At 60.2% G+C, this 26955-nt stretch carries 26 protein-coding genes; 10 read left to right on the top strand and 16 right to left on the bottom strand.

The features are described from left to right. Positions 1-325 precede the first annotated feature (325 nt). Positions 326-931, top strand: a complete 606-nt coding sequence (locus FH061_RS27190; protein WP_151638967.1) for a class I SAM-dependent methyltransferase — start codon at positions 326-328, stop codon at positions 929-931. 95 nt (positions 932-1026) lie between these two features. Here the strand turns inward: FH061_RS27190 and FH061_RS27195 are convergent, their stop codons facing one another. Next, a complete protein-coding gene (locus tag FH061_RS27195; RefSeq protein WP_151638968.1) occupies positions 1027-1293 on the bottom strand; it encodes a hypothetical protein in 267 nt (88 codons plus the stop codon). 67 nt (positions 1294-1360) lie between these two features. On the opposite strand from FH061_RS27195, the gene FH061_RS27200 reads away from it, so the two are divergent. Next, positions 1361-2320 (top strand): cyclase family protein, encoded by a 960-nt coding sequence (locus FH061_RS27200; protein WP_225984920.1) that lies wholly within the window; start codon positions 1361-1363, stop codon positions 2318-2320. 97 nt (positions 2321-2417) lie between these two features. Here the strand turns inward: FH061_RS27200 and FH061_RS27205 are convergent, their stop codons facing one another. The 4 genes from FH061_RS27205 to nirB all read right to left on the bottom strand — a co-directional run bounded on the left by FH061_RS27205 (position 2418) and on the right by nirB (position 8306). After that, positions 2418-4142, bottom strand: coding sequence for a bifunctional protein-serine/threonine kinase/phosphatase (locus FH061_RS27205; RefSeq protein ID WP_151638969.1), 1725 nt, complete (start codon positions 4140-4142; stop codon positions 2418-2420). Between the two features lie 129 nt (positions 4143-4271). Next, complete coding sequence (locus tag FH061_RS27210) at positions 4272-5084, bottom strand: formate/nitrite transporter family protein (RefSeq protein WP_151638970.1); 813 nt, start codon at positions 5082-5084, stop codon at positions 4272-4274. A 266-nt stretch (positions 5085-5350) separates the two neighbouring features. After that, a complete protein-coding gene (nirD, locus tag FH061_RS27215; RefSeq protein WP_151638997.1) occupies positions 5351-5677 on the bottom strand; it encodes a nitrite reductase small subunit NirD in 327 nt (108 codons plus the stop codon). 82 nt (positions 5678-5759) lie between these two features. After that, positions 5760-8306 (bottom strand): nitrite reductase large subunit NirB, encoded by a 2547-nt coding sequence (gene nirB, locus FH061_RS27220; RefSeq protein WP_151638971.1) that lies wholly within the window; start codon positions 8304-8306, stop codon positions 5760-5762. On the opposite strand from nirB, the gene FH061_RS27225 reads away from it, so the two are divergent. Beyond that, complete coding sequence (locus FH061_RS27225) at positions 8283-8672, top strand: hypothetical protein (protein WP_151638972.1); 390 nt, start codon at positions 8283-8285, stop codon at positions 8670-8672. The two genes, nirB and FH061_RS27225, sit on opposite strands and share 24 nt — an antisense overlap. Positions 8673-9135: 463 nt before the next feature. Further along, complete coding sequence (locus tag FH061_RS27230; RefSeq protein ID WP_151638973.1) at positions 9136-9954, top strand: acyl-CoA thioesterase; 819 nt, start codon at positions 9136-9138, stop codon at positions 9952-9954. Between the two features lie 70 nt (positions 9955-10024). Here FH061_RS27230 and FH061_RS27235 read toward each other — a convergent pair whose 3' ends face one another. Both FH061_RS27235 and FH061_RS27240 read right to left on the bottom strand, forming a co-directional pair. Further along, positions 10025-11692, bottom strand: a complete 1668-nt coding sequence (locus FH061_RS27235; RefSeq protein ID WP_151638974.1) for a potassium channel family protein — start codon at positions 11690-11692, stop codon at positions 10025-10027. Between the two features lie 29 nt (positions 11693-11721). Then, the gene (locus FH061_RS27240) at positions 11722-12105 is read right to left on the bottom strand and encodes a DUF6394 family protein (RefSeq protein WP_151638975.1); all 384 of its coding nucleotides are present in this window, start codon (positions 12103-12105) and stop codon (positions 11722-11724) included. A 504-nt stretch (positions 12106-12609) separates the two neighbouring features. Here FH061_RS27240 and FH061_RS27245 point away from each other — a divergent pair. Continuing rightward, complete coding sequence (locus FH061_RS27245) at positions 12610-13371, top strand: hypothetical protein (protein WP_151638976.1); 762 nt, start codon at positions 12610-12612, stop codon at positions 13369-13371. Between the two features lie 284 nt (positions 13372-13655). Here FH061_RS27245 and FH061_RS27250 read toward each other — a convergent pair whose 3' ends face one another. Continuing rightward, the gene (locus FH061_RS27250; protein WP_225984922.1) at positions 13656-13931 is read right to left on the bottom strand and encodes a DDE-type integrase/transposase/recombinase; all 276 of its coding nucleotides are present in this window, start codon (positions 13929-13931) and stop codon (positions 13656-13658) included. 250 nt (positions 13932-14181) lie between these two features. On the opposite strand from FH061_RS27250, the gene FH061_RS27260 reads away from it, so the two are divergent. Next, complete coding sequence (locus FH061_RS27260) at positions 14182-14472, top strand: hypothetical protein (protein WP_151638977.1); 291 nt, start codon at positions 14182-14184, stop codon at positions 14470-14472. Positions 14473-14500: 28 nt separating this feature from the next. Next, the gene (locus tag FH061_RS27265; RefSeq protein ID WP_151638978.1) at positions 14501-14797 is read left to right on the top strand and encodes a hypothetical protein; all 297 of its coding nucleotides are present in this window, start codon (positions 14501-14503) and stop codon (positions 14795-14797) included. A 289-nt stretch (positions 14798-15086) separates the two neighbouring features. On the opposite strand, the gene FH061_RS27270 is transcribed toward FH061_RS27265, so the two are convergent. The 4 genes from FH061_RS27270 to FH061_RS27285 are packed head-to-tail and all read right to left on the bottom strand — an operon-like array spanning position 15087 to position 19200. Beyond that, complete coding sequence (locus FH061_RS27270) at positions 15087-15452, bottom strand: response regulator (protein ID WP_151638979.1); 366 nt, start codon at positions 15450-15452, stop codon at positions 15087-15089. 27 nt (positions 15453-15479) lie between these two features. Next, positions 15480-16031 carry a hypothetical protein gene (locus FH061_RS27275; protein WP_225984921.1) on the bottom strand — a complete coding sequence of 184 codons (552 nt, stop codon included), beginning with the start codon at positions 16029-16031 and terminating at the stop codon, positions 15480-15482. Further along, positions 16016-16750, bottom strand: a complete 735-nt coding sequence (locus tag FH061_RS27280) for a methyl-accepting chemotaxis protein (RefSeq protein WP_318841060.1) — start codon at positions 16748-16750, stop codon at positions 16016-16018. The genes FH061_RS27275 and FH061_RS27280 overlap by 16 nt, the downstream gene beginning before the upstream one ends. Then, the gene (locus FH061_RS27285) at positions 16747-19200 is read right to left on the bottom strand and encodes an ATP-binding protein (protein ID WP_151638980.1); all 2454 of its coding nucleotides are present in this window, start codon (positions 19198-19200) and stop codon (positions 16747-16749) included. The genes FH061_RS27280 and FH061_RS27285 overlap by 4 nt, the downstream gene beginning before the upstream one ends. Positions 19201-19386: 186 nt before the next feature. Here FH061_RS27285 and FH061_RS27290 point away from each other — a divergent pair, with 186 nt between their 5' ends. Both FH061_RS27290 and FH061_RS27295 read left to right on the top strand, forming a co-directional pair. Further along, positions 19387-19848, top strand: coding sequence for a protease complex subunit PrcB family protein (locus FH061_RS27290; protein ID WP_151638981.1), 462 nt, complete (start codon positions 19387-19389; stop codon positions 19846-19848). Between the two features lie 173 nt (positions 19849-20021). Continuing rightward, positions 20022-21548 carry a CYTH and CHAD domain-containing protein gene (locus FH061_RS27295; RefSeq protein ID WP_192805281.1) on the top strand — a complete coding sequence of 509 codons (1527 nt, stop codon included), beginning with the start codon at positions 20022-20024 and terminating at the stop codon, positions 21546-21548. A gap of 86 nt (positions 21549-21634) precedes the next feature. Here the strand turns inward: FH061_RS27295 and FH061_RS27300 are convergent, their stop codons facing one another. The 4 genes from FH061_RS27300 to surE all read right to left on the bottom strand — a co-directional run bounded on the left by FH061_RS27300 (position 21635) and on the right by surE (position 26265). Further along, positions 21635-22684 (bottom strand): class I SAM-dependent methyltransferase, encoded by a 1050-nt coding sequence (locus FH061_RS27300; RefSeq protein WP_151638983.1) that lies wholly within the window; start codon positions 22682-22684, stop codon positions 21635-21637. A gap of 386 nt (positions 22685-23070) precedes the next feature. Then, positions 23071-23985, bottom strand: coding sequence for a polyphosphate kinase 2 (gene ppk2, locus FH061_RS27305; RefSeq protein WP_151638984.1), 915 nt, complete (start codon positions 23983-23985; stop codon positions 23071-23073). 355 nt (positions 23986-24340) lie between these two features. Then, entirely contained in the window at positions 24341-25369 is a 1029-nt protein-coding gene (locus FH061_RS27310) for a transporter (protein ID WP_151638985.1), read from the bottom strand. Positions 25370-25512: 143 nt separating this feature from the next. Next, a complete protein-coding gene (surE, locus tag FH061_RS27315) occupies positions 25513-26265 on the bottom strand; it encodes a 5'/3'-nucleotidase SurE (protein WP_151638986.1) in 753 nt (250 codons plus the stop codon). Between the two features lie 122 nt (positions 26266-26387). Here surE and FH061_RS27320 point away from each other — a divergent pair, with 122 nt between their 5' ends. Next, positions 26388-26657 carry a hypothetical protein gene (locus FH061_RS27320; protein ID WP_151638987.1) on the top strand — a complete coding sequence of 90 codons (270 nt, stop codon included), beginning with the start codon at positions 26388-26390 and terminating at the stop codon, positions 26655-26657. Positions 26658-26955: the final 298 nt, after the last annotated feature.

Consider the following 26955-nt stretch of genomic DNA (forward strand, 5'->3'; position numbering starts at 1 on the left):
CAACAAATTAATTCGCTTGTTGCGCCGATGCAAAAGCTTGTGAAAGCGTCTTTTTTAATGATTAATTTTTAAACCAAAGACTTGCAAGCTTAAAAAGCGGCGAGCCGCAACGATGACATCATTTTTTCGCATTGCATTCCATGGTCTTGGCATGGTCCTACCCGGCGCTCGGCTCATGAAGCATTGAGCAATCACAAAACCAAACGGAGTTGTGTCGCCCGAATGGACCGCTGCGGCGCAACCGGTTCTATGATGAACATTTAATCAAGTCTGACCGTGATGTTCCGGCATTTCCAAACAGCACTTACGTGATGAAGGAATTTGTATGCGACTCATCGATCTCCATTCCCCCTTTGTGTCCAGCCGCCGCGAGACCTTGAAACGATGCGCGTTTCTGGCAGCGTCTTGCTTTCCAGGCGTTCAGGCGCTCGCACAAAACAGCGCGGCCACGCCGAAACTCGACGTACCGTATGTGCCCACGCCTCAGGAAGTCGTCAACCGCATGCTGCAGATCGCCAAGGTAGGCAAGAACGATTTGCTGTACGACCTCGGCTGCGGCGACGGAAGGCTGGTGGTGACTGCCGCGCGGAAGTACGGCGCACGGGGAATCGGCATCGACATTGATCCGCAGCGCATCAGCGAAGCCAAGGCGAATGCGAAAAAAGCCGGCGTCGGCGGCAAGACCGAATTCAAGGTCGGCGATCTGTTCGCCACCGATCTCTCCGACGCGACCGTGGTGACCCTGTATCTGCTCAACAGCGTCAACCGCAAATTGCGTCCGCAGTTATGGAAACAGTTGAAGCCCGGCACCCGCATCGTTTCGCATGCCTTCGACATGGGCGATGAATGGCCGCCGGAAAAAACGGAAATCGTCGAAGGCAGCACGATCTATTACTGGACGATTACGGAAGCACAGAAGAAGCTGGCGTGACCATCGGGACAGGCGTGCACGGCATGATGAATGGTCATGCCGGGAAAGACCGTGTTTAGTTCTCCGCAGATCAAGCAAAACCATCCTTGTCCCTATCAACCCAGCGTTGATTCATGTTTTCGCGTGAGACCGAAAACAAGTTTTCCTGCCGCATTGAGCTTCCGCGCGTCTGGATACTTTGCCGGCGGTTGATTCGAGGCCGCCGTTGGAAAGCCGCGGCAATGCTGCAACTTATGCCCATTCCACATGCTCATAATCCTCGGGATCACTTGCAAAAATGGCATTTCGCTGAGCGAAACGAATTGACCGGATCCAGTCTGAATTTTCAGAACTGAATTTTTAAGGCCCAATTCGATTGGCAAGTGGTTACCTGAAGGTGGAAATCATCGTTGCATTCAAGATCCAATCATCCATTCAAGGAGACAAACGATGTTCAACAAATCTGTCCTGTGGACCAGGCTTCTCGCCGCAAGCGCCATCGCGGCATCCATGCTGGCCGTGCCTGCCCATGCCGAACAAACCTGCTTTCCCTCCAAATTCGGCCCCGACGATCAGATCGGCAACCTGAATTACGTCACGCCGGAAAAGACGCTCCAGGCAAGCAAGCTGATCAAGACAGGAAAGGCTTACCGGCTCGGTATCGAAACCAACAAGAATACCCCCGCCTTCGCGCCACGCACCTTCGAGTTGACCGTTGTACAGCCTGGGCAGGAGAACGGGCCGCTGGGTCCGAGCAAGACCAGCTACAACGACGACATCATCAACGGCTGGGTCGGCATCGGGTCCCAGCTTGACGGTCTCGGCCATATCGGCATCGACAATGTCTACTACAACTGCAACAAGGCATCCGACTTTGTCAGAAAGGATGGTCTGAGAAAGCTCGGCATCGAGAATGTGCCGGCCATCGCCACCCGCGCCGTCCTGCTGGACATGACAGCCTACTTCGGCATGAACCCGGTCAAGGAAGGCACGCCCTTCAACAAGGCGGAGATCGAAGGCGCAATGAAAAGGCAAGGCATCAAGTCGATTGAAAAAGGCGATGTCGTTCTCTTCTATACCGGATGGGCAAAGCTGATCGGCAAGGACGATGCGCGCTACAACGCGGGCGAGCCCGGCCTCGGCGTCGAGGGTGCAAGGTATCTCGCGTCGCTCGGCGTGGCCATGGTGGGTTCCGACAGCTGGGCGGTTGAGGTGCTGCCTGCCGAGCCGGAGGCCGGCACCTTTGAAGTTCACCAGATCCTGCTGACGATGAATGGCATCCATATCCTTGAAAACATGAACACCGAAGAGATGGTCAAGGACCAGGCCTGGGAATCGTTCTTCACCCTTGGGCCGTCGCGGATCACCGGCGCGGTCCAGGCGATCATCAATCCGATCGCCATCAAATAACGGTTGGCGGACAAGTAGCAACATCGGTATCGGCTGCGCCAGCCCACGGCGCAGCCCTTGTCACTGCATGCCGGAGGCGCCTTGCGGCTCTGGCATGCTACTTCGTTCCCAGCAGGGCCAGAACCAGGATCATCAGGACAAGGGACAGTCCTTTCCAGAACATGACCGGATTGCGTTCGATCAGCGGCACTCTGGTCCTGTTCAGGAAAGCCTTGTTGGGATGATGCAGGTCGAACACGAATTCCGACACGTCTTCGTAACGCCGGCCGGGCTGCGGATGCACCGCCATCCGGATTGCTTCGTCGACCCAGTGTGGAACGTGCCGCCTTGCTTCCGTGGCGGGAAGGTATTTCAGATGGCGTTGCGCCGCCCTGGTTTTCAGCTTGGCGACCTCGGCGCCGTAAGGCAGCCTTCCGGTCAGCATCTGGTAGGCGATCACGCCCAGCGAATAGATGTCGGAACGCGTCGAACCGCCTTCCCCGATGAAATATTCCGGCGCCGCGTATTGCGCGGTACCGAGCAAGTCGCGCCGCTCGAACGGCGAGGCGATTTCCATCATGCCGGCGACGCGGGTGGCGCCGAAGTCAATGATCTTCACGGTGCCGGTGCCGTCGATCATGATGTTTTCCGGCCGCAGATCCTGGTGCACCATCTCCAGACGGTGAAAGGCTCTCAGACCTTTGGCGATCTGCTCCACGATCATGCGCACGGTTTCCAGCGCCGGATCGGGATGGTCGATCATCCATTGCGACAAGGTGCGGCCATCGATGTATTCAGTGGCGACATACAGGTAATTGCGCTTGCGGGTTTGCGGGCAGGGCTTTAGCACATGGGCACTATTGACGCGGCGTGCGATCCACTCTTCCATCAGGAAGCGTTCCAGGTAAGCCGGATCGTCGCGCATGTCGATGGATGGCGTTTTCAGGATGACCTGGGCGCCGGTTTCCTCGTCGATCGCAAGGTAGACATGGCTGCGGCTGCTGGCATGCACTTCGCGGAGGATCCTGTAGCCGTCGAATATCGCGCGCGCTTCCAGCAGCGGCGGGAAAGGCAGCGCCGACAACTGCCTGTAGATCTCGTTGGCCTCCGGACTGGGCAAGGCATCAACCCGCACGATCTGCACCGTAAGATTGTCGGAACTGCCGCGGCGCAAGGCCTCCTCCGCAATGCGCCGCGCCGCGCCATCGAGGTCATCGCCCGCGCGTGCGATTTCGGCAACAATGAATGCGGCATCGACATGCTCGTACACGCCGTCGGTTGCCAGCGCGAATACATCGCCCGCCGCCACTTCCAATGCCCGGTAATCAATGTCGACATGCGCGTCGATGCCGAGCGCCCTGCCCAGGTAGCTTGTTTCCGTCGATACCCAGACCCGGTGATCATTGGTGAGCTGCTCGAGCGCGTTGCCGCATACCCGGTAGATGCGGGCGTCGCCGACATGAAAGAGATGTGCGGTATTCGACTTGATGACCATCGCACTCAGCGTGCAGACGTAGCCCCGGTCCTTGTCGAAACGGTACTGGCTTTGCTGGGTCTGCGCATGCAGCCAGGAATTGGTCGCGACCAGGACGCGTTCTATCGAGGTCTTCACCGACCACGCGTCGGAAGTGCAGTAATAGTCTTCCAGGATGCTGGTTACCGCGGACTGGCTGGCGATATGGCTGACGTCGCTGCTGCTGATGCCGTCGGCCAGCGCAATGGCGATGCCTTTCATGCTCAGCTGGGGCTCCTTCGGCAGGCAGGCGCCATGGAAATCCTGGTTGCCCGGCTTGCGTCCCTTGTCGGAGTACTGGCCGATGGAGATCTGTAACTGGTCGCTCATGTGCTGTGCCGAGTGTGTAAAAAAGCCCCAGGTCCGAACGGGTCTGGGGCGATTTCATTCCTTTCATTCCGATGCCGCCGCCGCGAATCAATGGCGAAATCCACCGGAATCGTGTGGTAACGCGAACGATTATTTGAAAGTCCGCTTCGGCGCGGTCCTGATATGGGTGGTGTACAGCGTCAGGCCGGTGAAGGCCAGGCCGCCGACCAGGTTGCCGAGCACGGTCGGAATTTCGTTCCAGATCAGGTAATCCATCAGTGAGAAGTGAGCGCCGAGCAGGAGACCGGAGGGAAACAGAAACATGTTGACCACCGAGTGTTCAAAGGTCATGTAGAAGAACAGCATGATGGGCATCCACATGGAGATGACCTTGCCGCTGACGGTGGTGGAAATCATCGCGCCGACGACGCCGGTAGACACCATCCAGTTGCACAGCATGCCGCGGATGAAAAGCGTCAGCATGCCGGCCGCGCCGTATTCCGCATAACCGAGCGTGCGGCTCTCGCCGATGACGCCGATCGCATGGCCTACCTTGCTGGGCTCCGTGGAGAAGCCGTTGGTGAAGATGATGGCCATCATCACCGCCACCGTAATGGCGCCGGCAAAGTTGCCAAGGAAAACCAGGCCCCAGTTTTTCAGAATCGCCTTGATGGTGACGCCGGGCCGCTTGTCGAGGTAGGCCAATGGGGTCAGCACGAACACGCCGGTCAGCAGATCAAAGCCAAGCAGGTAGATCATGCAGAAACCCACCGGGAACAATACCGCGCCCAGCAGGGGCTGGCCGGTCTGGACCGAGATGGTGACGGCGAACACGGCCGCAAGCGCGAGGATCGCGCCAGCCATGTAGGCACGGATCAGGGTGTCGCGTGTTGCCATGTAGATTTTCGATTCCCCTGCGTCGACCATCTTGGTGACGAATTCCGAAGGCGCTAGATAGGCCATGATGTTTCCTTCCCTGTTGATTACGATGAATTGAATTGTTATGACCTTGGGAGTGTTGAAGCGCTGAAGAGCTGAAGCGCTGCTTGCCGCGGGCAGGGCGCCTTCCATTTCTTCAAGGCGAAGCAGGTCAAGCCTTCCCCCCTTCCCTACCGCCAGCCATGGCAGGTAGAGGAGGCGGGAAGCGCAAGCTCGGTTTCAGACTGCTTCTGCTATTTGCCTTGAATGGCCCTGGCCTCAGGCGCCAAGCCCCAGCCGATCGACAGGCCTCACGCCCTAACCCAGACGGTACGGTTCTCCACCCGTACCCGGTAGGCAGCCACGGAGTTCTCCGGCGCTTCCAGGCATTCGCCGGTCTCCAGATCGAAGTGGTGCTTGTAGATGGGCGATGCCACCACGATCCTGCTGCCGAGGTTGCCGACCAGTCCGCGCGAGAGCACGCTGGCCTGCGCATTCGGGTCGAAGTTGTCGATCGCGAAGACCTGCTCCGCGTCGCCGAGCAAGCGGAATATCGCCACATGACGCCCCTGCACCAGTGCGCAGATCCCGGTGTTGGGCACGATCTCATCGATCGAACACACCGCATTCCAGGTCATGCCCGCGTTTCCGATGACTGCTTCCGTTGTGGCATCGTCCAATACTGCTTCCAGCATCGCTTCCATTTTCGTTATTCCTCTCTCAAGCTGTTTCTTCAACCGTGGCAATCGGGATGATCGGGAACGTGGACTTGCGCTCATCCGGACGCGCCGGACGGATCTGACCTCGCTCTTCGACAAACACCACGTTCTCGTCGGCGATGTCGCTGTTGACGAATTGCCTGAAGCGCTTGCGGGTTTGTTCATCATTGACCGCGTTCTTCCATTCGCAGGCATACGTGTTTACTACGTGCTGCATATCCGCTTCCAGTTCCACCGCCAGCCCGAGTTTGTCGTTCACAACGACTTCCTTCAGGTAGTCCAGGCCGCCTTCGAGGTTGTCGCGCCAGACGCTGGTGCGCTGCAGGCGGTCGGCGGTGCGGATGTAGAACATCAGGAAGCGGTCGATGTATTTCACCAGTTGCTCCTTTGACAAATCCGATGCCAGCAGCTCGGCATGGCGAGGCTTCATGCCGCCGTTGCCGCACACATACAGGTTCCAGCCCTTCTCGGTGGCGATCACGCCCACGTCCTTGCCCTGCGCCTCGGCGCATTCACGCGTGCACCCCGATACGCCGAACTTGATCTTGTGCGGCGCGCGCAGGCCCTTGTAGCGGTTTTCCAGTTCAATCGCCAGGCCGACGCTGTCGTCCACGCCATAACGGCACCAGGTCGAGCCGACGCAGGACTTCACCGTGCGCAGCGACTTGCCGTACGCATGCCCGGATTCGAAGCCGGCGCCGATCAGTTCTTCCCAGATCGCGGGCAGCTGGTCGACCCTGGCGCCGAACAGATCCACCCGCTGGCCGCCGGTGATCTTGGTGTACAGGCCGTATTTCTTGGCCACCTGGCCGACCGCGATCAGCCCGTCGGGAGTGACTTCTCCGCCCGCCATGCGCGGCACCACCGAGTAGGTTCCGTCCTTCTGGATGTTGCCGAGGAAGTAGTCGTTGGAATCCTGCAGGCTGGCGTGTTCCTGGTTGAGCAGGAAGTCATTCCAGCAGGAGGCGAAGATGTTGGCGGCGACCGGCTTGCAGATATCGCAGCCCAGGCCCTTTCCATGCGCGGCCAGCAATGCGCCGAACGTCTTGATCTTGCCGACGCGGATCAGGTGGAACAGTTCCTGGCGCGAATACGGAAAGTGTTCGCACAGGTGGTTGTTGACCGCCAGGCCCTGCTTCTTCATCTCGGCCTTCATCACCTGCGTCACCAGCGGCACGCAGCCGCCGCAGGCGGTGCCTGCCTTGGTGCAGGACTTGAGTTCGCCAATGGTGACGGCGCCGCCGGCAACCGCCTCGCACAGCTGGCCCTTGGAGACATTGTTGCAGGAGCAGATCTGCGCCGAAGCCGGCAGCGCGTCCACGCCAAGGCCTGGCTTGGCCTTGCCGTCGCTCTGCGGCAGAATCAGGAATTCCGGATCCTTCGGCAGCTCGATCCGGTTGAGCATCATCTGCAGCAGGGTGCCGTATTCGGCGGCATCGCCAACCAGCACCGCGCCCAGCAACTGCTTGCCGCAGTCGGAGACGACGATTTTCTTGTAGATCTGCTTGCGCTCGTCGTTGAACTGGTAGGCGCGGCTGCCGGCGATGCTGCCCATGCAGTCGCCGATGCTGGCCACGTCCACGCCCATGAGCTTGAGCTTGGTGCTCATGTCGGCGCCGGCGAATGTCGCTTCCTGGCCGGCCAGGTGTTTCGCGGCGATGCGGGCCATGTCGTAACCCGGCGCGACCAGGCCGAATACTTGGCCGTTCCAGGCGGCGCATTCACCGATGGCATAGATGTTCTTGTCGGAGGTGAGGCACTGGTTATCGATCGCAATGCCGCCGCGCGCGCCGATGTCCAGGCCGCTGGCGCGGGCGAGTTCATCGCGCGGACGGATGCCGGCGGAGAACACGATCATGTCGGTCTCGAGGTGGCTGCCGTCGGCAAACACCATGCGGTGCTTCGCCTGTTCGCCGTCGATGATCTCGACGGTGTTCTTCTGGACATGCACCTGCACGCCGAGGTCTTCAATCTTGTTGCGCAGGGTGCGGCCGCCGGCATCATCAACCTGCACGGCCATCAGGCGCGGCGAGAATTCGACCACGTGCGTCTGCAGCTGCATGTCGCGCAGGGCCTTCGCGCACTCCAGGCCCAGAAGGCCGCCGCCGACGACCACGCCGCTGCGCGAACGGGCGCCGCATTCAAGCATGGCTTCCAGGTCTTCGATGGTGCGGTAGACGAAGCAGTCAGCACGGTCCTTGCCGGGAATGGCGGGCACGAAAGGATAGGAGCCGGTGGCGAGGATGAGCTTGTCGTAGGGGAGCACCTCGCCGCTGGCGGTCGTCACCGTCCTGGCCTGACGGTCGATGGCGGCGGCGCGGGTATTGAGTCTGAGGAGCAGGTTGCCGCGCTCGAAGAAGCCGGGCGCCACGAGGGAGAGATCGTCGGCCGACTTGCCGGCGAAAAATTCGGACAGGTGGACGCGGTCGTAGGCCGCGCGCGGCTCTTCGCACAGCACCGTGACGTCGGCATCGCGCAAGCCTGCTTCATCGAGGCTTTCGAGGAATTTGTGGCCTACCATGCCGTGGCCGATGACGATGATTTTCATGAATTTCTCCCTCTGCAAGGTCGTGTTGTTCAGCGGTGTTTCGAGGTCCAGTCGGTGATGTCGGCGGCGATGGACATGCGTTGGCCCTATCCCTCTGGTCCGCCAGGTTTGCCCGCATTGCGGCGCGATGCGATTGATAAGAGCACCAGCCGCAAGGGCATCAGCAGGGCGTCAGCGATCGATCCCTCTGCGTGTTCAGCAATGCGGGCGCGACCGGCGTGTTTGTCGCGCAATGCCATGCGCATTGACGCGCATACCTGCGCCCGGACGGGACGTGCAAGGAAAATGGAAGTGAATGCCTGTGGAGGCGATAAGACGCGTGCCGAGTTCTGGCGGATCGTGAGGATGAAGATGCTTGCTGATTGACTCTGACATAGGCAAACCACCGTTTGCGTGCATCGACCCACAGGCGTCGGCCGCCGTGTTTCGATCCACAGGACACCATTGTCCATGGAGACCGGCATTGGACTCCATTTTGATAAAGCACAATTGCTTTGCATTAGCTTTAGCAATCAGCATGCCAAGCGGTTTCAAGGCGCAGCCTGGGAAAATCGGGTATTCCGCGCCTCAAACTGGGGCCCGCTGCATTACAAGAGAGCATGACAACATGCGATGCACCGCGAACGTGCGGCATGCCATGCATCGTTTCGATGCGCCGCCTCGAACAATGACGTGAGCGAGATGGATGACAGCACTGGAGATGCCTGCGTCAATGCCGGAAAGGAGATCGCGGCGTGAATGTCGGGAGCGGTCAGCGGGCTTTCCCATCCGCTCTTACAATGTGCCATCCGCACCCCGGGCGCCTGCAGACCCAACAACAAGGAGCATTATGGAGACACACAACGCATCGACGCATGAATTCGACGCCGCCATCGCGCTGACGCCAACCGGCGACGGCGGCTTTACGGGCCGCACCCATCCCGCCTATGGCAACATGGTCGGTCCTTTCGGCGGCGTAATCGGCGCCACCCTGCTGAATGCCGTCATGAGCGATCCGGCCCTGCTGGGCGATCCGGTATCGCTCACTGTTCATTATGCGGCGCCGATCGCGGACGGCGGCTTCATGGTCAGGGCCCGGCCCTTGCGCACCAATCGCACCACCCAGCACTGGTCGGTGGAACTGACGCAGGAAGGCCAGGTCGCGGCCTTTGCGACGGCAGTCACCGCGCTGCGCCGCGATACCTGGAGCGCGACCGATGCGCGTTTCCCCGACGTGCCTGCGGCTTCCGGCCTGGCGGAAGCTCCCGCGATCCCACGCGCCGCCTGGACCAGCCGTTACGAGATGCGCTTCATCGACGGCGGCCCCGACTCCGCCGTGCAAGACGGTCATCCCTCCCAAAGCCGGCTCTGGATTCGCGACCAGCCGCCCCGCCCCCTGGATTTTGTATCCCTGTCGGCGCTCTGCGATGCCTTCTTCCCCCGCCTCTTCGTGCGCCGTCCGAAATGGGTACCTATCGGCACGGTGGCGCTCACCACCTATTTCCACGCCGACGCCGCCCGGCTTCAGGCCCAGGGCACGGAGCCGCTGCTCGGCATTGCGAAGGCATTGCACTTCGGACAAGGATTCTTTGACCAGAGCGCCGAAGTCTGGAGCAGCGACGGCAAGCTGCTGGCCGCGACGCATCAGGTGGTCTATTTCAAGGAATAAAGTGCGAGGGCGCAGTCATTGCGCCCATGCTCTCGGTCAGCAGCGTTAGCAGCGTGCGCCACGCGGCCAATCACGCCGTCTGCGCAAACTCGTCACGCCCGGTCAGGACGTATTGCAGCGCGTTGGCGTTCTGCATCGTCAATGTCATGATCGAGCGCGCTTCATGCCGGCCTGCCAGCAGCAGGGCATCTCCCGGCTGCAGCGCGCAGTCGGCATCGGGAAGCAGTTGCTGATTTCCACCGCGGATCAGCATCAGCACCACGAGCGGGAGCCTGTGCTGGCAATCGGCATTGTCGCGGATGATCTGGTCAATGACGATACGCCGGCCTTTCTTCAAGGCCTTGTGCACCGCTGAGGCGCCGTCGGCATCGATCATGATCCCCCACACCTCCGGTACCACATTGCCGCAGATGGACTCGATGCGCACGGTCAGCTCCCGGCTCCAGTCGGCCTCGGCGGAGCGCACGCCGGCGAGAAAGCGCGCCAATAGCGGCGTAGTGAGTACGGAGATGCATTCCTGCGCCACCACCCGCGTATGCACCATGCTGAAGTCGGCGTCGAAGGTATCGAACAGGACATCGCTGGCGGCATGATTGCGCCGGGTAACCACGAAGATATCCGGATTCATCTGCTTGGCCATCATGGCGATCGCCAGATTCTTCAGGTCGTCGTCGCTGCCGGCCACAATGCCGCTGGCCTGGCGGATGCCGGCGTTTTCCAGCACGCTGGCCTCGGTGCCGGTGCCCCGCACGATGCGCTCGCATCCCGGACCGGAGGCACGCGGATCGATGAAGGTCAGCTGGATGCCCGGCAGTTGCATGCAACGTTCGATGGCCCGGCCGAAGGTGCCGTAGCCGCAGATGATCCAGTGCCCATGGGGCGGACGATGCACTTCGGGCAGCGGCGTGCCTGGCAGCCCGGTCAGCACCTCGATCAGGCGGAATCGTTCGGGCGACGCCACGGCAAGGCCAAGGTATTGGGCAAAGCGCTCATAGGCATTGACGATATGATCGGTGCCGAAGGATGCCATGTTGTCGGCGATCAGCGGGCTGCGCACGCGGGCCAGCACCGGTATCGACGGATTCAGCAGCCGGACGTTGATGGCGATGGCAAGATTGGCGTTCTCGTCATTGGTCACCGCCAGCACGCCCTGGCACCAGCGGTGCCGAAGCCCGGCCAGCAGCAGGTTGCTGGTGACGCTGGCGTCTGCCGCCAGCGCCGGATCATTGGTAATGAATTCTTCCAGCTCCAGTTCTTCAATCCGTTGCCCATCCTTGTCCAGGATGACGAAATCGTGGCCAAGAATGTCGAGGGCGCGGCAGATCAGGCTGCCGGTTTCCCCGCAGCCGCACACCAGATAGAACGGCGTATGGATGCGCGCCACGCGCCGCGCGAAACGGCTGGTGATCAGCGTGTTCTGAAATGCCTTGTCCTGCACCAGCGCCAGCAGCGTAAGAATGGAGTAGGACCAGCCGATCACGGTGAGGTAGACGCACACCGTGACCCACAGACGCTGGCCGTCGGAAAAGGCGCGGGGTATTTCGCCGAAACCGATGGTGGTCGCGGTGTAGCTGATGAAATAGAATGCATGGAAGAAGCTCAGCGGCGGCGCGGGCGTGCCGTCATCGTTCACGCCGGGCACGAGCGTCAGGCCCAGCACCGATATCGCATAGAACACGATCAGCAGGATCAGCGGCGCGCGCATGCGCCGCAGGACGAGGAAGAAAACGCTGTTCATGTCTGCTATGCCCTGAGTCGCGACAGGGTTCAGCGACGCATCATCACGGTTTCCACGATGAGCATGATCAGCGAGACGATGTTGGCCAGCAATGCCCCGCCCGAGAGCGAAACCACGCTGGACGTATGTTCCGGAGTCATGCCGGTGCCCGTGACATGCACCACCACCGCCCATAGCACGGCGGCCGCGATCAGCTGGATGTCGGCCACAAGACTGGTCGACAGCAGAACCGCGCCGATCTGGGTACGGTCGCCGAACTTGAGCACGGTGGCGATCATGTTCACGACGATGGCCGCGAACAGTTCATAAATATTGTGGAGCTCCGGCCGGTCGATATCGCCGAGGAAGAAGCCGAAGTTTAGCGTGGCGGCAAACACGATAAAGAACGCAAAAACCACTTTTTCGAGGTTCATGGGGGTTTTCCTGTTTTGGCACCAATGTGCATCCCACAACCTTAACTGCCGTTTCCTCTACCGGCATTGCGTTCAGCAAAACTTCCGCACCTTAATGGAGCTTCGTTTATGGAGCTTCATTTTTCCGTTAGACATGAAAGGAAGGGCGGGAGGAAGATTCGTCGGTACCGGCGGCGGCTTATCGACCATGATCTTCAACAATTTTCATTGCACGGCAATATGGGCTTCAGGAAGGATTTATCCTCAACACTATGTAACCAATTCGTCAAGGCAGCCAGAGAAGCCATGAGGATGCATGACGAGCGGCCAAACCTTCACTTATTCCGCTGAGGCCGAATGCGCCATGCCAACTTCCCGTCGGGATTTACGCGGCCATACGGGCCGAGTGATCCGGTTTTCACTCGCGTCGAACCTCGAGGTGAACAAGCGCGCCGCCCTTCCACGACGCAGCCCGTGTCTCAACAGCATGCGGGACATATCGCCCCTCCCCGTCGCCGGCCGGCCGTGATCAATCAGGCCTACCTGCAGTACAACGAACAGGAAAAGTTGGCGAAAGCCCGGCCATACGCCCCCGAAACCCAGCATAAGAGCTGGAATAAGAATCGCGTACTTCTTTCGAATACATCCCGGCGTGACAGGAATACGCTCGTCGGACTGATGCGGAGCGTTTGCCGCGATTACACTGCCGTGGATAGCAACGGACGCTATCTTGTACCCTTTGAAATGGGCAAGCGATACCATGACGAGAACCATGTTCTTCGCATGATCAATCATAAGATTAGGGATCTTGAGCCCGTGGACCGGGTTGCCGTGCTGGGGACCTTTATTGACCTTCACCTTCCGCACTTGCTGCAGTCCGCCAGCGTCAACTACGACCTGCAACGCAAGGCCATCAAGATGCTGGCCGAATTGCTGCCGGCAACGATTCGCAATCCTGACCATCGGGCACATCTGCTGGCATCCCTCATCAACCAGCTCAACAGCAACGGTATCAGCACGAAGCGAAAGATCGATGCCGGCAACTTTGGGACGAGTGAACGTCCAAACAGCGATCTCGCGGCAAAGTTGATACAGAACGAACTCCGGGCCGTCAGGCGCAATGCGGGTAAATGCAATTCCAAGACTCTGGATCGTCTTGAGAGAAGTTTCCGCAATGCCTTGCGCGGAGCCGGTGCATTGGGCGGCAGGTGGTCCCCTCTCCATACGGAGCAGTGGATAAACACTTTCCACAATCAGAAACTTGCTCCTTGGAATTGGCAATATTGAGCGCCGCGCAGATTTTCGCCGGAAGCGAAAACGACTACGGCGCATCTCCGCGCGGCATTCCTCGAGCGGCGCGGAATAGTGGTTGCAAAGAAAGGATGCGGTGTCAGTCCATAGCGCCACAGCGGTGCAAACAAATTATCCTGCGCGGCACTGTGCAGGAAGCTGTTGAAGCTGTTGCAGTAAATAATTCCGCACTTCAAGATTGACGGCCGGAGTCCTAGCTCGCCGGCCCTCCGCCTCGTCCAAACGCGACCCAAATCGCTTTCATGTGTTGCAAATAAACATTAACGTGCCGCGTAGCTGCGGCTGGTAGAGGCCAAGCCGCTATCGGAACGAAGCAGGAACGTTACAGCCACACGTCCCGGGGTCCCGTGGCGGGTGGTCCGCGCTTGTTCGGGCGCAGACTCAGCGGTCTTGGCTTTCCCGGAGCGTGATAGATGCCAACCCAGTAACTCTCTGGTATGACAGTCAATCACCAGGGCCAACACCGCCCAGCCGTCTTGGCCAGTCCAAACTCGACACAGATCTGTTGCCCACCGTTCGTTCGGCGCTTTCGCCACCGATGGCAAGACTTGCCTGTATTTTGTTTAAGTTCAGCAGGTGCGCCACTGCCCGATACCCGAAGGATGGATTCTCGTCGATCATCGCTCTGATCACGCCGGGGAAGGGTTCTTGGACTTCGCCTCGACGAGTCAGTCCGTCCCGGCTTGCAAATGACACGCTTACGCCGTCACGAAATTGACACGCATTCGTAATACGAGTGAAGCATTCAGTGTTTAGTCTGGTGTTGTTCCAATGAAAGGGCACCTGATGCAACAACTGAATACCATGCTTGACGCTCCCGGCACCAAATCGCCCGGCCTGTCATTAAGCATTGCGAGCGCCTTGGAGGAAATCAATGAAGTGCAGCGCTTGCGTTACCAGGTTCTCATCGAAGACGCGGGACTGAGCGGACTGGCAAATTCAACCCGCCTCGGCATGGGTCTGCGACAAATCGGCCAGGGATACCAATGTCCACTGCGCAGACCAGCTGGTTCTACTCCCCCGCCCAACCTCGATAGCCGCTACGCGCGACGGTACATGCCATCGCCGATGCAATGAATCCTCACCAGCCTTACTGAATATGAACATGAAGTTCATCAAGACGGGCGCCGCTGCGGAATTCCAATCCGCTGCGGGAACTCCTCGACAATACGGAGACAAGCAGCCAGTCGGAGTCATCAGTGTCGACGCGCTGACGGCGTCATTGCGGCAGGCGATGCAGGATTATGCGACATGCCTTACGGCGCTGACAGCGCCCGGACTGGCGGAAGAGGAGTTGAAGAAACGCGAAGCGACATGCGTGCTGCGCAGGGCGGCGTATCTGGAAGCGAAAGTGGCGCTGGAGACGCGCCTTGTCGATCGTGCGGGTCTTGGCGCGGAGTGAGAGAAATAGTTAGACCTTTCAGGCCCTTGCAATCGCCCTCACCCCAACCCCTCTCCCGCCTGCGGGAGAGGGGCTAAGTTGTGTTTTCCAAACTGCTGATCGGTCCGGGATTGGCAGGCAGGTCAAGGCGAAAACGCTCTAATCGACGCAACGCGACTTGAACCGCTTGCGAGGCTTATGCAATACGTCCTAGATTATGCGGGATCGGCGGATACGGCAAGCCCGGAGGAACAGCACCGGCGACTGCAAGGCGCGCCGGCATGTGGCATGCCGATGCGCATCAAGTCTTTTAACTGGCCAGTTTGCGGAAGGACTCCAGCACCGCCTCGCCCTTGAACGGCTTGACGATCCATCCCTTGACGCCGGCCGCCTTGCCGCGTTCCTTCATGGCGGGGCTGCTTTCGGTCGTCAGCATGACGATGTTCACGCTCTTGTTGCCCAGTTCGTTGCGGACCTTCTCCACCATGGTCAGGCCGTCCATGTTGGGCATGTTGACGTCGCACACCACCAGCCGGATGCCCGGCAAGGCCTTCACTTTCGACAGGCCATCCTTGCCGTCCACCGCGGTGGCGACATCGAGCCCGCTTTTCTTGAGGAAACCGGCGACTTCATCGCGCACGGTGCTTGAATCATCTACAACCAGTACCTTGGCCATTTTCTTATTCCTTCTTCAAAACATCGGTTAAAACAATTCGAGTTCGCCCGAGACGTCTTCGACTGCGCTGCCGTCCCAGGAAAAGTCCATGCTTGCGTAATCGCACAGGCAGAGCGTTGCCGACAGGCGCAGCGAGTCGTTGATGACGATGGCATAGCGGGCCGTGAAGCCGGGATTGAGTTCGCGCAGGAACAGTGCGCAGCGACTGTCGAGCGTGAAAGGCGTCGACATGCCGAGGTCGGGGAAATGCTTGAGCAATTCCTGATTGACCGCGCCGCAGCACAGATTGGCGGTTTCATAAAAGATTTCGCGGAATGGCTTGCCTTCGGCATCGCCCGCGAAGTAAGCCAGCGCCTGCGGCGACTCGTCGAAATGAAACATCATCAGCAGGCGGAAATGCAGCGACGAGATTGTCAGCACCACCATGCTCTGTCCATCCGGCGCATGGGATGCGCCATCGGAAATGGCCCTGACTTCGCAGGTGTCGCCTGCGTGCAGCGCCAGCCTGGATTGCACCGCCCTGATGAAAATGCCGTCCAGGCTTTTCCTGGCCTGTTCGCTGATCATGCGGATGCCCATTCCAGCTTTTGCTGCAATTGCCCGGCACAGGCCTCGATGCTGCTGAGCGATGCCATGATCATCTTGCCGCCGGCCTGGATGTCCTGGAAGGTGGCCGTCGTGGTCATGTCGTTGCGATGCAGGCTGTTGCTGTAATCGCGCGACAGGCCTTCGGTGCGCAGCGCCAGCGACCTGACTTCATGGGCAACCACCGCAAAGCCCCGGCCTGCCTGCCCGGCGCGGGAAGCCTCGATGGAGGCGTTCAGCGATACGATCACGACATGCTTGACGATGGATGCCAGCTCCTGGTTCTTGGCATGCATGTCCTGATTCTGCGCCATCAGCGAATCCATTTGTTCATGCCAGCGCTCGAACGTGGCCGCCAGCCCCTTGAGCCGGGCGGCTTCCGAGGTGATGCGCGCGGCTTCGGCGCTCCAGCTGTTCTGCCGTTCGGCGGCATCCCGGAGCGAGGTTTCCTGCTCTCCGATCCGCCGCGCCTGTTCTTCGGCAAGCTCCTGCAGCTGCGCGATCTCGGCCTGCTGCATGTCGAGCGTACGCTCGCGTTGCGCAAGCTCGGCTGCATGCCTGGCTTCCGCCTGCGCCAGGGCCGCAAGCTGCTCATCGCCTGCGCGCCGAATTTCGGCTTCGGCCTGCGCGCGTATTGTCTTCAGCCGGACCATCGCCAGCATGGCGGCGAGAATGCCGCCGGCAATCCCGCCCATCAGATATTGCTCGATCACACTGCTTCCTTTTGCGCCGCGCTAGCTTCTGGCATGCCGGCGTGCTGTTCGTTTCCCAATTGCGCTCCTGCTGCCGTGTTGCCGCGAGTGCCGTTGTCAGCCGGCGCAAGCGCAGCCGGCGGCATGTCGCCGGCCACCGCCATGCCGGCCGGCAGCATCACGATGGTGCGGAACTGCCGGTAGTCGGCGCCGGCCCGGTCGTCGCAGAACTGGATTTCGATGCTGCCATGTTCGCGCCGCACGAAATCCTGCACCGCATCCATGCCGACGCCCCGCCCTGAAATTTCCGTGACCTGCGCCGCGGTGGAGAAGCCGGGCCGGAAGATCAGCTGTGCGACTTCCTCGTCGCTCAAGGTGGCGGCCGGATGGATCAGGCCCTTGTCGGCCGCGATGCGGCGAATGCGTGACAGCGCCAGGCCGCGGCCATCGTCGCCGAGTTCCAGCCTCAGCATGCCGCCCGCCACGTCCGCGCTGATGTGAATCGTGCCGGCAGGCGTTTTGCCCTGCAGCCTGCGGACTTCGGCAACTTCCAGCCCGTGGTCCATCGCATTGCGGATCAGGTGCATGAAGACATTCTTCAGTACACCGCCTGCCTGGGTGCGTACCCGGTAACCGTTGTCGATGATCTTTACTGTCGGGGTTTCCTTGTCCAGCTCGGAAGCGAGCGAGGGCAGCGAGTCAAGCACATTGCCGAGCGTTTCGGCAAGCGTCTCCGTACCGAGCAGCCGCAGATTCCTGCGCACCGTTTCATGCGCCGACAGCAGCTCGTGCAGGTTGGCCGTGTTGACCGTTTCCAGGCGGTGCAGGCTTTCGAGCACATGCTCCTGGTCGACCATCAGGTAGCGCCCGGCGCCGGCACGCAAGCCAGGCCCCTTGCGGCCGAGACTGAATTCATTGATGTCCGCATACAGTTCGACCATGTCGCGCACCTTGAACAGTTCCTGCAGCATCATGCTCTGGTCCCAGGCCAGCTTGGGCCGCGGCTTGCGCAGTTCTTCACAGGTCTGTTCGGCCAGATGGACGACATTGGTCAGGTGGTTCAATCCATAAGTGCGCGCATTGCCCTTGATGGTATGCATGTTGCGGAACAGCTGCGCCACGGCATCGGCATGCAGCTCGGGATGCTCGCGGATGATGACTTCATTCTCGGTGACGAATTTCATCGACCCGACAATGAATTCATGGAATTTTTCCTGGCTCACCGCCAGCACTTCGCCGATGATTTCCAGCTTGCGCTTCTGCTCGCCGGCCTCGGCCGCCAGCTTGCGCAGTTCGGTGACGTCGCGCACGCACAGCATCAGGCGCACCGTCGTATCGGTGTCGTCGGTGATCGGCGACCAGCTCAGGTCGAGGACCTTGACGCGGCCATCGGCCATGGTCTTTTCAAACTCGCCCACCAGCAGATGCTGGTTGAACTCGAAGTTCATCGCATCTTCGCCGATGCTGGCACGGACGGCGGCATCGATCTGGGCCAGGGCGTCGGCGCCCAGGTTGGCACCGGAAAAGAGCAGGTCCATCAGGTTGCGGCCGATGATGTCATCCGTTTCCAGGATGGTTTCAAGATGGGCGGAATATTCCGGATGCACGCGCACGCCCTCGACCACGGTCAGGATCCCCTGCGGCATGTTTTCCAGCATGGCCTGGATGTCGGCGGTCTTCTGCCTGACCTGGGCCGAGCTTTCCTCGATCTTCTCGATCATGCCGTTGAAGGCGACGATGGAGCGGCCGATTTCATCCATGGTCTGCACCGGCACGCGGCGGGTGAAATCCTGGCTGGCGGCGATTTCGCTCATCATTGCCTGCATCCTGCTGATGGGGCCGGTGATGCGGCGGTAGAGCAGCATGCCGACGGCCGACAGGATCAATGCCGCCAGCAGAGTCACCACCGAGAGCGTGGTGGTGGTGGTCGCGAGATTGTCATTGAGCGCAATGATCGCGTCATCCTTCGCGCGGTTCTTTTCGATGCGCAGGGTATCGACGATCTGTTCCAGCTCGCCCTGGTACTGGACGACATTGCCGAACAGGTTGGCCTGGGCAAGTTCATTCTTGCCGGCATCCTTGAACCGCATGGTCTCTTCGATGGCGGACAGATAATTGTCGAGGCTTTCGCCAGCCTGTTCCATCAGGCCTTTCTGGCGGCTGCCGGCGGCCTGCGCCACCTGGTGCGCGATCGCCTCGCGCAGCTGCTTCCGGGAAGCGGCCAGTTTTTCCTTCGCCTGCTCCATCATCTGCCTGTCCGGCGCACTGGCAAGGACGATGGTGGCGAGCTGCACATCCTTCAGGCGCGAAACCAGGTCGGCCGATGCGAGTGCGCTCGGCACGACGCCTTCGGTAACCAGCCTGACTTGCGTGGCGCCCTGTCGGAATTGCTGAAAGGCATAGCCGCCAATCCCGCATATCGCGGCAAACATCAGGACGACCAGCAGGGTAATGCGTTGTCGAATAGTCATGCGCTTGTAATGTTGCTCATTGTCGTTGGGAATGCGCGTATTGTCGTGGAGAAATATGACAAGCCTATTAAGTGTCCAGACGTCACCTTTCTAGGTTGATGACGTCCCGATGAAATTTTCGGCAATGAAAAACCTCCAATACACAATCCCATTCATGGAGTGCGCCGTGATGACCTGGAAAATTTCATGAACCGGCTGCCGGTAATGGCGGCTTCCGTTCTGCTTTGCGCATGTGCCGGCCTAGGCTTGCGCAGCGACGGTCCGATTCCCTGGGAAACGGTCGACTCCGATATCTATTCCGGCCTGGACGCGGGAATGACGGTCACCGTGCGGGACCAGCGAACCTGGTCCCGGCTCTGGGCCGAGCACAAGGCCAACCGCCATCATCCCTATCCCTTGCCTCGCATTGATTTCAGCGAGGAGATGGTCGTCGGCATTTTTACCGGCGAGCGTCCGAACGGCTGCCATGCGGTTCGCATTCAACGCGTGTACCGGAAGGATGGCAGCGTCGTCGTCGAGTACAGTGAAAGAATTCCCTCGGGGCCACGCATCTGCAACTACGCCGTGACACATCCCTCCCATCTGGTTGCCATCCCCCGCTCGGCCGGGCCGGTGAAGTTCGTTCGCATGCCGGACCGCCCGAGCTGACTTTCCTTGCTGCGGCCAATGCCTCGCCCTTGCTCTCTGTCTTGACCAATGACAGCCGCAGCGAGGGGACGCTTGTGCGGGAGGCGGCTTGTACTAAGTCAGCACCGATGGCCGGTTTTCATTGAATAATCGTAAATAACAATTCGTATAGAGGGCGCCTGATGGAAACTGAAATGAAGCTTTTGGTCGATGAGAGCCTGCTTGGAAAACTTGAAGATCTGCAATCGCTGAACCGGGTCTCGGTCGGCAAGCCCGTGATACAGGCGCAGAAGGATGTGTATTTCGACACGCCTGGCTACGACCTGATGAGCAACGGCATGGGCCTGCGGGTCCGCAAGGCGGCGGGCAAGCGCATGCAAACCCTGAAGGCCGGCGGCAGCGTGCAGTCCGGCCTGCATCGGCGCGATGAGTGGGAGGCCGGCATCGACACGGACCATCCCGATATCAACGCCCTGAAACGCATGGCCGATGGCAATCCGGGCGTGACAAAAATCCTCGACCAGCCTGGACTGCAAGACAAGCTGCAGCCCATCTTCACACTGGACATCGAGCGCACCATCCGCCAGCTGCGCCTGCCGGCGGGCACCGAAGTCGAAATGGCCATCGACCGCGGACATATCGTGCACGGGGATAAACGCGAGCCGGTTTCCGAAATAGAACTGGAAGTCAAGTCCGGTTCGCCGCAGCACCTGTTCGCCTTTGCGCTGGAACTGCTCGACGCAGTCCCGATGCGCATCGGCTCGCTGAGCAAGGCCGAGCGCGGCTATGCACTGCTGGCTCGCGCCAAGCCCAAGGTCGTGAAGGCGGAAAAGCTGAAGCTGAAGACGGACATGACGATCGAACAGGCCTTCATTGCGATTGTCACGAATTGCCTTGCACAGGTTCACGGCAACGAACAAAGGGTGATGCACGACACCGATGCCGAGAGCCTGCACCAGATGCGGGTGGGATTGCGCCGCCTGCGTTCGGCGCTGGACATGTTCGAAGACATCATCGCCTGCCCCGCGGTCATCCAGGAAGAACTCAGGCAGCTGGCGACGCGCCTCGGCGCCGCGCGGGATTGGCAGGTGCTGGCCGGGTCCACGCTGGAACGGGTGGCGGTGCACGCTCCCACGGATATCGATATCGGCGAACTGACCGCCGCAGCCGCCGAGAATGCCTCGAGGTATCGCATGCAGGCCGCGGAGGAAGTCGGCTCGGTCGAGTACACCCGGCTGCAATTGCAGCTTGCCGAATGGCTGGCCGGCAGGCACTGGCGGGACAGTCTCGGCGACGGCGAAGCCGGGCAGTTCGACGCGCCGGTTTCGAAATTCGCCAAGGCCATGCTCAGGCACAATGAGCGCCGTCTGCTCAAGCGGGGCAAGCGTCTTGACGACAATGAACCGGAATCCCGCCACCGCGTGCGCATTGCCGCCAAAAAGGCGCGCTATGCCAGTGAATTCTTTGCCTCACTTTATCCGAAGCAGCGCGTGAACCACTATCTTTCCGCGCTCTCGGCGATGCAGGAAGAACTCGGCTGGCTCAACGATGCCGCCGTCGGAACCGAACTGCTGGCGCAATTGCATCTGTCGCATCCCGCCTCGGCGGTCGAGGCATCGTTTGCGAGGGGTTATCTGGCCGCCGGCATTTACGGCAGCGGCTCGGGCATACGCAAGCTGTGGAAGGACTTCACTCGCGTGAAGCCGCCTTACAAGCATTGATTCGCCCATTCCGCAGCGTATCCCCGAATGTAATGACGGCAGCCGGGATGCGCTGCCGCCCATCCTGTGGGGATACCCGGGCAAAGTTACTTGTATACGACCGAGCCTTTATCCCAGCCGTGAATCCGCGAAACCACCGTCTCGTTGTTGGGATTCTGCTTGTGCTTTGAAAGCACATAGAAGGAGCGGCGGGCAATCGATGCAAGATTGAAATACCAGTCGAATTTCTGATGGATCGCCACCTCGACTGCATCCTGGCGGTAAAGGCCGTGGGCATTGAATTGATCCTCCCACCATGCGCTGCCCGCCCAGATGAGATGCCCCATATGCGGAATGCCGTTTTCATCCACCGGGAACCTGTCGAACAATTCCCTGCGCTCGGCCTGTTCGCTCCAGGATGGATAGGCATCGGTGTATTCCGAATGCCCGAGCGGAAAGACGGTGCCGTAATTGCGATCCGGCCCCCACGCGGGCGAATTGAGAAAGACGTAGCCGTCGTCATCCAGAAGCGAGGCCAGCTTTTCCAGATAGCTGCTCAGGCGGTTTGGATTGAGGTGTTCGAAAATATCCAGCGCCAGCACCAGGTCGTATGTCGCGGGCATTTCGATGGTGAGAATGTCACCGACGAAGATATTGTCCCTGACCGATTCCGGAGCCTTGCTTTTGACAAAGTTGCTGATGTCGACGCCATGGGACGACACCCCGAGCTCAAGCATCGCCTGCATGACCGCGCCGGTATTGCAGCCGATATCGAGCGCGATGCCGGGCGAAAAATACGAGGCAATCAGCGCCATCGTCCTCTTGTCGACATCAAGGTTGTAGCCCCATGGCCTGGACTCTTCGTAATAACCGGTCTCGTGAATCATCCGTTCAAGCCAGTCATAGTCGGACCGGTCCTGAACAACGAAGGCCATCGGCCATCCGCTGTTGACCGTAGGACAAGCCTGATAGCATTCCGGGCGGATATCGATCGGTCGCCGCACCGGTGCGCGCACGTTCTGCGAACCGGCTTCCAGTGGAGGCGAAGGGAGCGGCATGCCGGGAGTGCCGGACGCATCAGGAGTTTCCAGCGGCTTGCCGTTGCCCAGGAAAGGGCGGACCAGGGGACGAACAATCTCACGCAGTGAAGGACGCATAAAGTCGGAATTCCTTGGCAAGCCAACACCGGTCCCAAGCCAATCGATGAGAGAGGTGGAGAACGGTATCGGCGAAAGATTTCATTGAAGCCGGCATCCAGTGCGCGGCTTGAGCCACGCATGCCTGGACCACGCCCAGACGGATTGCCGGTGGGTGTACGGAGGAATCGCCTTGCCTTGGGATGCATGGCAAGGCGGGAGAAGCGCCGTGCGCCCAGGACAAGCCGAGGCGACCGACCATCCGCCTGCAATCCGCTCTAGATGTACGCCAATTCTCAGCAGCGTCGTTTGCGTTAAAGCAATGTCAACGCACATTCGGCACGCGGCTCGCCGAACCGGACTCGCAGTGAAACGGCATGACAGCACCGCAGGCGGATCCGCTTGTTTCAATAAATCTGGGGCACGCAAATCTCGTGCGGAACCGGCCGGCGCGCATAATCCTCATGCCGTTTTCGCTCCGGCAATATGATCGGCGAATGCTCGATCTCCTGATAGGGAATCTGGCTCAGCAGATGATGGATGCAGTTGAGACGCGCTTTCTTCTTGTTGTCGGCCGGCACGACCCACCAGGGCGCCTCGGGCATGTGAGTGCGTTCAAACATGACTTCCTTGGCGCGGGTGTAATCTTCCCAGCGCCGGCGCGACTCCAGGTCCATCGGACTCAGCTTCCATTGCTTCAGCGGGTCATGGATGCGGCCAAGGAAACGGGACTCCTGTTCCTCGTCCGAAATCGAGAACCAGTACTTGATGAGTTGAATGCCGGAACGCACCAGCATGCGTTCGAACTCGGGCGCCGAGCGGAAGAATTCTTCATACTGCGCATCGTCGCAAAATCCCATGACCCGCTCCACGCCGGCCCGGTTGTACCAGCTGCGGTCGAACAATACAATCTCGCCGGCGGCCGGCAGATGGGCGACATAGCGCTGGAAGTACCATTGGGTGCGTTCCCGGTCGTTGGGCGCCGGCAATGCCGCAACCCGGCAGACGCGCGGATTCAGGCGCTGCGTAATGCGCTTGATGATGCCTCCCTTGCCCGCGGCATCCCGTCCTTCGAAAACAATAACCACCCGATGGCCGCTGGCCACCACCCAGTCCTGCAGCTTGACCAGTTCGCCCTGAAGGCGAAACAGCTCGCGGAAGTAATGACGGCGCTCTTCGCGCGCGTCATTGATGGCGCCGGTCTCTGCATTCTTAGCCGCGTCCTCGATCCTGTCGTCCAGCTCCAGTTCGAATTCCTCGTCATAGCTGTCTTCCAGGTCGCGGCGCAAGCGCTCCATCACATCGATATTGTCTGATTTCATTGCGATTGCCGTTCTGCTCGTCTCGTTGTTCAAATACTTCCGGCGCGGCTTCTGCCCAGGAGGACCACCCGCGCGGCAAAGCTTAACGGTAGCAAGTTACAGGCCTGTGTCACGCAAAAGATGCTGCAGGCAAACGGCTAATCGCGGGGAAAGATTTTTTCGGCCTGTCATCACCGTGTAGCAAATCGCCGGCATCATGCGTGCATCTGCGGTACAGCCAATCGATATGGCTGACGGCAGGCAGGCATGCTGCTAGAACCGCGCGCAAGCGGAGTGGCATGCCGACCACCCTCTTCCGCGTATTGCCGAAGGCGTCGCGAGAAAATCGCGAGCCGAGGCGGCAATCCCTTACCTGTTACTCGTTGCGCTGCCTGCGGATGACAATGCAGCCCGCCACGGCGGTGAAGCCGATGACCACCCCGAAGATGATCCAGAAACCGTAAGCATGGTCCGCCAGCGGCACGCCGCCGACATTCATGCCCAGCAGGCCGGCGACGATATTGATCGGCAGTGCAAGCACGGTAACGATGGTCAGCAGGAACAGGCTGCGGCTGTTTTCTTCGTTGACGGCGGCGGCAATTTCTTCCTGCAGCAGCTTGATGCGTTCCTGCAGTGATGCCATGTCATTCAGCACCACCGCGAATTCCTCGCTCGCCTGCCGCAGCTCCTGCGCATCGTCCTCCATCATCCATGACGGCGGACGCTGCAGCAGGCGGAACAGCGATGCCGGTTCCGGCGCCAGCAGGCGGCGCAGGCGGACCAGCACCCGGCGCAGCGTGCCGAGGTCGGCGCGGCGCTGGGAAATGCGGCCCGCCAGCAGGCTGTCCTCAACCTTGTCGACCCGCTCCACCGATTCCCGCACGATGTCGACCAGCACATCCGACTGATCGCGCAGCAGGTGCGTCAGTATTTCCACCGAGGAGCGGAATTCCTCGCCGCACTCGACCGCGTGGCGCACGCGTTCGATCGAGGCCAGCGGCGTGCTGCGCGCGCTGATGACGGTACGCCGGTCGACACTCATCCAGACCGTCGAGATGTCCGAGGGTTCGAAAGAGAAACGGTGGGATACATCATTGACGACGGCGATCAGGCTGTTCCCGGCCAGACCGATGCGCGTCGAGCGCGACGGTTCATGCAGGGACTGCAGGAATTCATCAGCCACGATTCCGTTCTGGACAAACCATTTTTCCGTTGCGGTGTTGGCCAGGTTGAAGTGCAGCCAGATGAAATCGCCGCCCGCACCGGCGGACTGTTCCGCCAGCCAGGACAGTGCCTCGGTTGCATTGACGGCATGCACTGCAGCCGGCTTGTTGCCGGCGCTAAAGCGATATCCCCAGATCAGCCCCGTTTCATCGGAACCGTAGCGGAACGCATCACGCTTCATGAAGTTCTCGCAGCGGGCACCAATCCGTTGGCATGAGAGTCCTGTATGCAATACCTTGCGACGCCGCTACCATACCCTCCGATTATGACGGCTGCATGACCAAGGCACGGCATGGCCGGACACAGCGTTCCAGCCTGCGTTCTTCAGACGCCGAGACTGGAGAAGACATGTTCGGCCGTGCGTTCAAACTGCAGCGGCGTCACGGCGATTTTCCCCCGGGCGATTGCCGTGGACTCGCTATCCGGCGCATCCTCCGTTGGTTCGCGATGAAACTTCAGCCAGTGATACGAAAGCCCGCGCGGATCGACATGATGCTCGACATCAATGCGTTTGACGATGCCCCGTCCCTGCCGGGTAAATACCACTTCTCCCGTCTCATCCGCCGGACGGTCCGGAAAATTGACATTGATGCAGGCGCTGGCAGTCCACTGCAGGCGAAGCAGGCGCTCGATCACCGCGGGCGCGTGGGTTCGCGCCGTCTCCCAGGGCACTGCCTGGCGGTCGCTGAAGGTCTGGCTCAATGCTATGGAACGTATGCCGAACAGCATGCCGGTCATCGCCGCGCCCACGGTGCCGGAGAATACGGTTTCGACGCCGATGTTGGCGCCGCGATTGACGCCTGACAAAACCAGCGTAGGAGGATGGTCCTTCATCAGGTGCCGTACCGCCATGACGACGCAGTCTCCCGGCGTTCCCGATACGCCGTAGCGCCGCACGCCGCGCTCGCTCAGGCGCAGCGGGGCGTGCAGGCTGATCGAATGCGAAGTGCCGCTCTGGTCATGCTCGGGTGCAACCACCCAGACCTCATAGCCGAGTTGGCTTGCGATGGATTCAAGGACGGCCATGCCGGGAGCATCAATGCCGTCATCGTTGGTAAGAAGTACGCGGTTCATCATGGGCAAGGATCAAGAAAATGAAATAGGGAATTGAACTTGGACATCCGGTTGATCCGGAATCGGGAAAACGGTTCGCACAGGCGTCCGACGGCGCGCCTGGCGCCTCAACGGTGTGATGAGCCATGAAAGCCGGTCGTCGATTCCATGATGCCGGCCATCCCCGGGGCAAGTTGGCCGTGGCAGACCTGCGCAGCAGCTACATTGCCGAGGCTGACATAACGGGGCCGGCCCCCGTTCCGGGCATCGTCAAGGGCATGCTGAAGGCCGGCGACACGCTTGTACGAAACGCTGATTACCGAGGTCGCCGCGTTCGGCGAACAGGTATCGACACGATGATGGGAGAGTGGCGGCTGCCTATCCGCATGATGAAGCCATGCATGCGGGCCTGGTGATCAATGCCATTGGCCGGCTCGGGGGTGATCCGCTGCCTGTCAAGCCGGAGGGCGGAGCCGTTCATTCACTGAACGAAGGATCGAGAGGTTTTGATGCTGCATGCCGCGTTGTTGCGCCTGATGCGCCTGATGCGCGGCATGCCTTCTTCGCTACCGCTTAGAACGTATGGCGCACGCCCACTTCGAGGCTGCGGCTGCCGCTGCCTGCTTCGATCGCGCTGCCAACGGTATAGCCGCGCGAACCGACGCCGCGGCTCTTCATGTAGCCGTAGGACGTGTGCAGCGTGGTGCGCTTGGA

Origin of the sequence: Noviherbaspirillum aerium (genome assembly GCF_008929045.1) — a bacterium.
GTDB classification, from domain to species: domain Bacteria; phylum Pseudomonadota; class Gammaproteobacteria; order Burkholderiales; family Burkholderiaceae_D; genus Noviherbaspirillum; species Noviherbaspirillum aerium.

What these genes read in the sequence shown, in the direction of transcription:
- FH061_RS27190 (WP_151638967.1), top strand. Translation starts at nt 326, where the DNA reads ATGCGACTCATCGATCTCCATTCCCCCTTTGTGTCCAGCCGCCGCGAG.
- FH061_RS27200 (WP_225984920.1), top strand. Translation starts at nt 1,361, where the DNA reads ATGTTCAACAAATCTGTCCTGTGGACCAGGCTTCTCGCCGCAAGCGCC.
- FH061_RS27205 (WP_151638969.1), bottom strand. Translation starts at nt 4,142, where the DNA reads ATGAGCGACCAGTTACAGATCTCCATCGGCCAGTACTCCGACAAGGGA.
- FH061_RS27210 (WP_151638970.1), bottom strand. Translation starts at nt 5,084, where the DNA reads ATGGCCTATCTAGCGCCTTCGGAATTCGTCACCAAGATGGTCGACGCA.
- nirD (WP_151638997.1), bottom strand. Translation starts at nt 5,677, where the DNA reads ATGACCTGGAATGCGGTGTGTTCGATCGATGAGATCGTGCCCAACACC.
- nirB (WP_151638971.1), bottom strand. Translation starts at nt 8,306, where the DNA reads ATGAAAATCATCGTCATCGGCCACGGCATGGTAGGCCACAAATTCCTC.
- FH061_RS27230 (WP_151638973.1), top strand. Translation starts at nt 9,136, where the DNA reads ATGGAGACACACAACGCATCGACGCATGAATTCGACGCCGCCATCGCG.
- FH061_RS27235 (WP_151638974.1), bottom strand. Translation starts at nt 11,692, where the DNA reads ATGAACAGCGTTTTCTTCCTCGTCCTGCGGCGCATGCGCGCGCCGCTG.
- FH061_RS27240 (WP_151638975.1), bottom strand. Translation starts at nt 12,105, where the DNA reads ATGAACCTCGAAAAAGTGGTTTTTGCGTTCTTTATCGTGTTTGCCGCC.
- FH061_RS27260 (WP_151638977.1), top strand. Translation starts at nt 14,182, where the DNA reads ATGCAACAACTGAATACCATGCTTGACGCTCCCGGCACCAAATCGCCC.
- FH061_RS27265 (WP_151638978.1), top strand. Translation starts at nt 14,501, where the DNA reads ATGAAGTTCATCAAGACGGGCGCCGCTGCGGAATTCCAATCCGCTGCG.
- FH061_RS27270 (WP_151638979.1), bottom strand. Translation starts at nt 15,452, where the DNA reads ATGGCCAAGGTACTGGTTGTAGATGATTCAAGCACCGTGCGCGATGAA.
- FH061_RS27275 (WP_225984921.1), bottom strand. Translation starts at nt 16,031, where the DNA reads ATGGGCATCCGCATGATCAGCGAACAGGCCAGGAAAAGCCTGGACGGC.
- FH061_RS27285 (WP_151638980.1), bottom strand. Translation starts at nt 19,200, where the DNA reads ATGACTATTCGACAACGCATTACCCTGCTGGTCGTCCTGATGTTTGCC.
- FH061_RS27290 (WP_151638981.1), top strand. Translation starts at nt 19,387, where the DNA reads ATGAACCGGCTGCCGGTAATGGCGGCTTCCGTTCTGCTTTGCGCATGT.
- FH061_RS27295 (WP_192805281.1), top strand. Translation starts at nt 20,022, where the DNA reads ATGAAGCTTTTGGTCGATGAGAGCCTGCTTGGAAAACTTGAAGATCTG.
- FH061_RS27300 (WP_151638983.1), bottom strand. Translation starts at nt 22,684, where the DNA reads ATGCGTCCTTCACTGCGTGAGATTGTTCGTCCCCTGGTCCGCCCTTTC.
- ppk2 (WP_151638984.1), bottom strand. Translation starts at nt 23,985, where the DNA reads ATGAAATCAGACAATATCGATGTGATGGAGCGCTTGCGCCGCGACCTG.
- FH061_RS27310 (WP_151638985.1), bottom strand. Translation starts at nt 25,369, where the DNA reads ATGAAGCGTGATGCGTTCCGCTACGGTTCCGATGAAACGGGGCTGATC.
- surE (WP_151638986.1), bottom strand. Translation starts at nt 26,265, where the DNA reads ATGATGAACCGCGTACTTCTTACCAACGATGACGGCATTGATGCTCCC.
- FH061_RS27320 (WP_151638987.1), top strand. Translation starts at nt 26,388, where the DNA reads ATGAAAGCCGGTCGTCGATTCCATGATGCCGGCCATCCCCGGGGCAAG.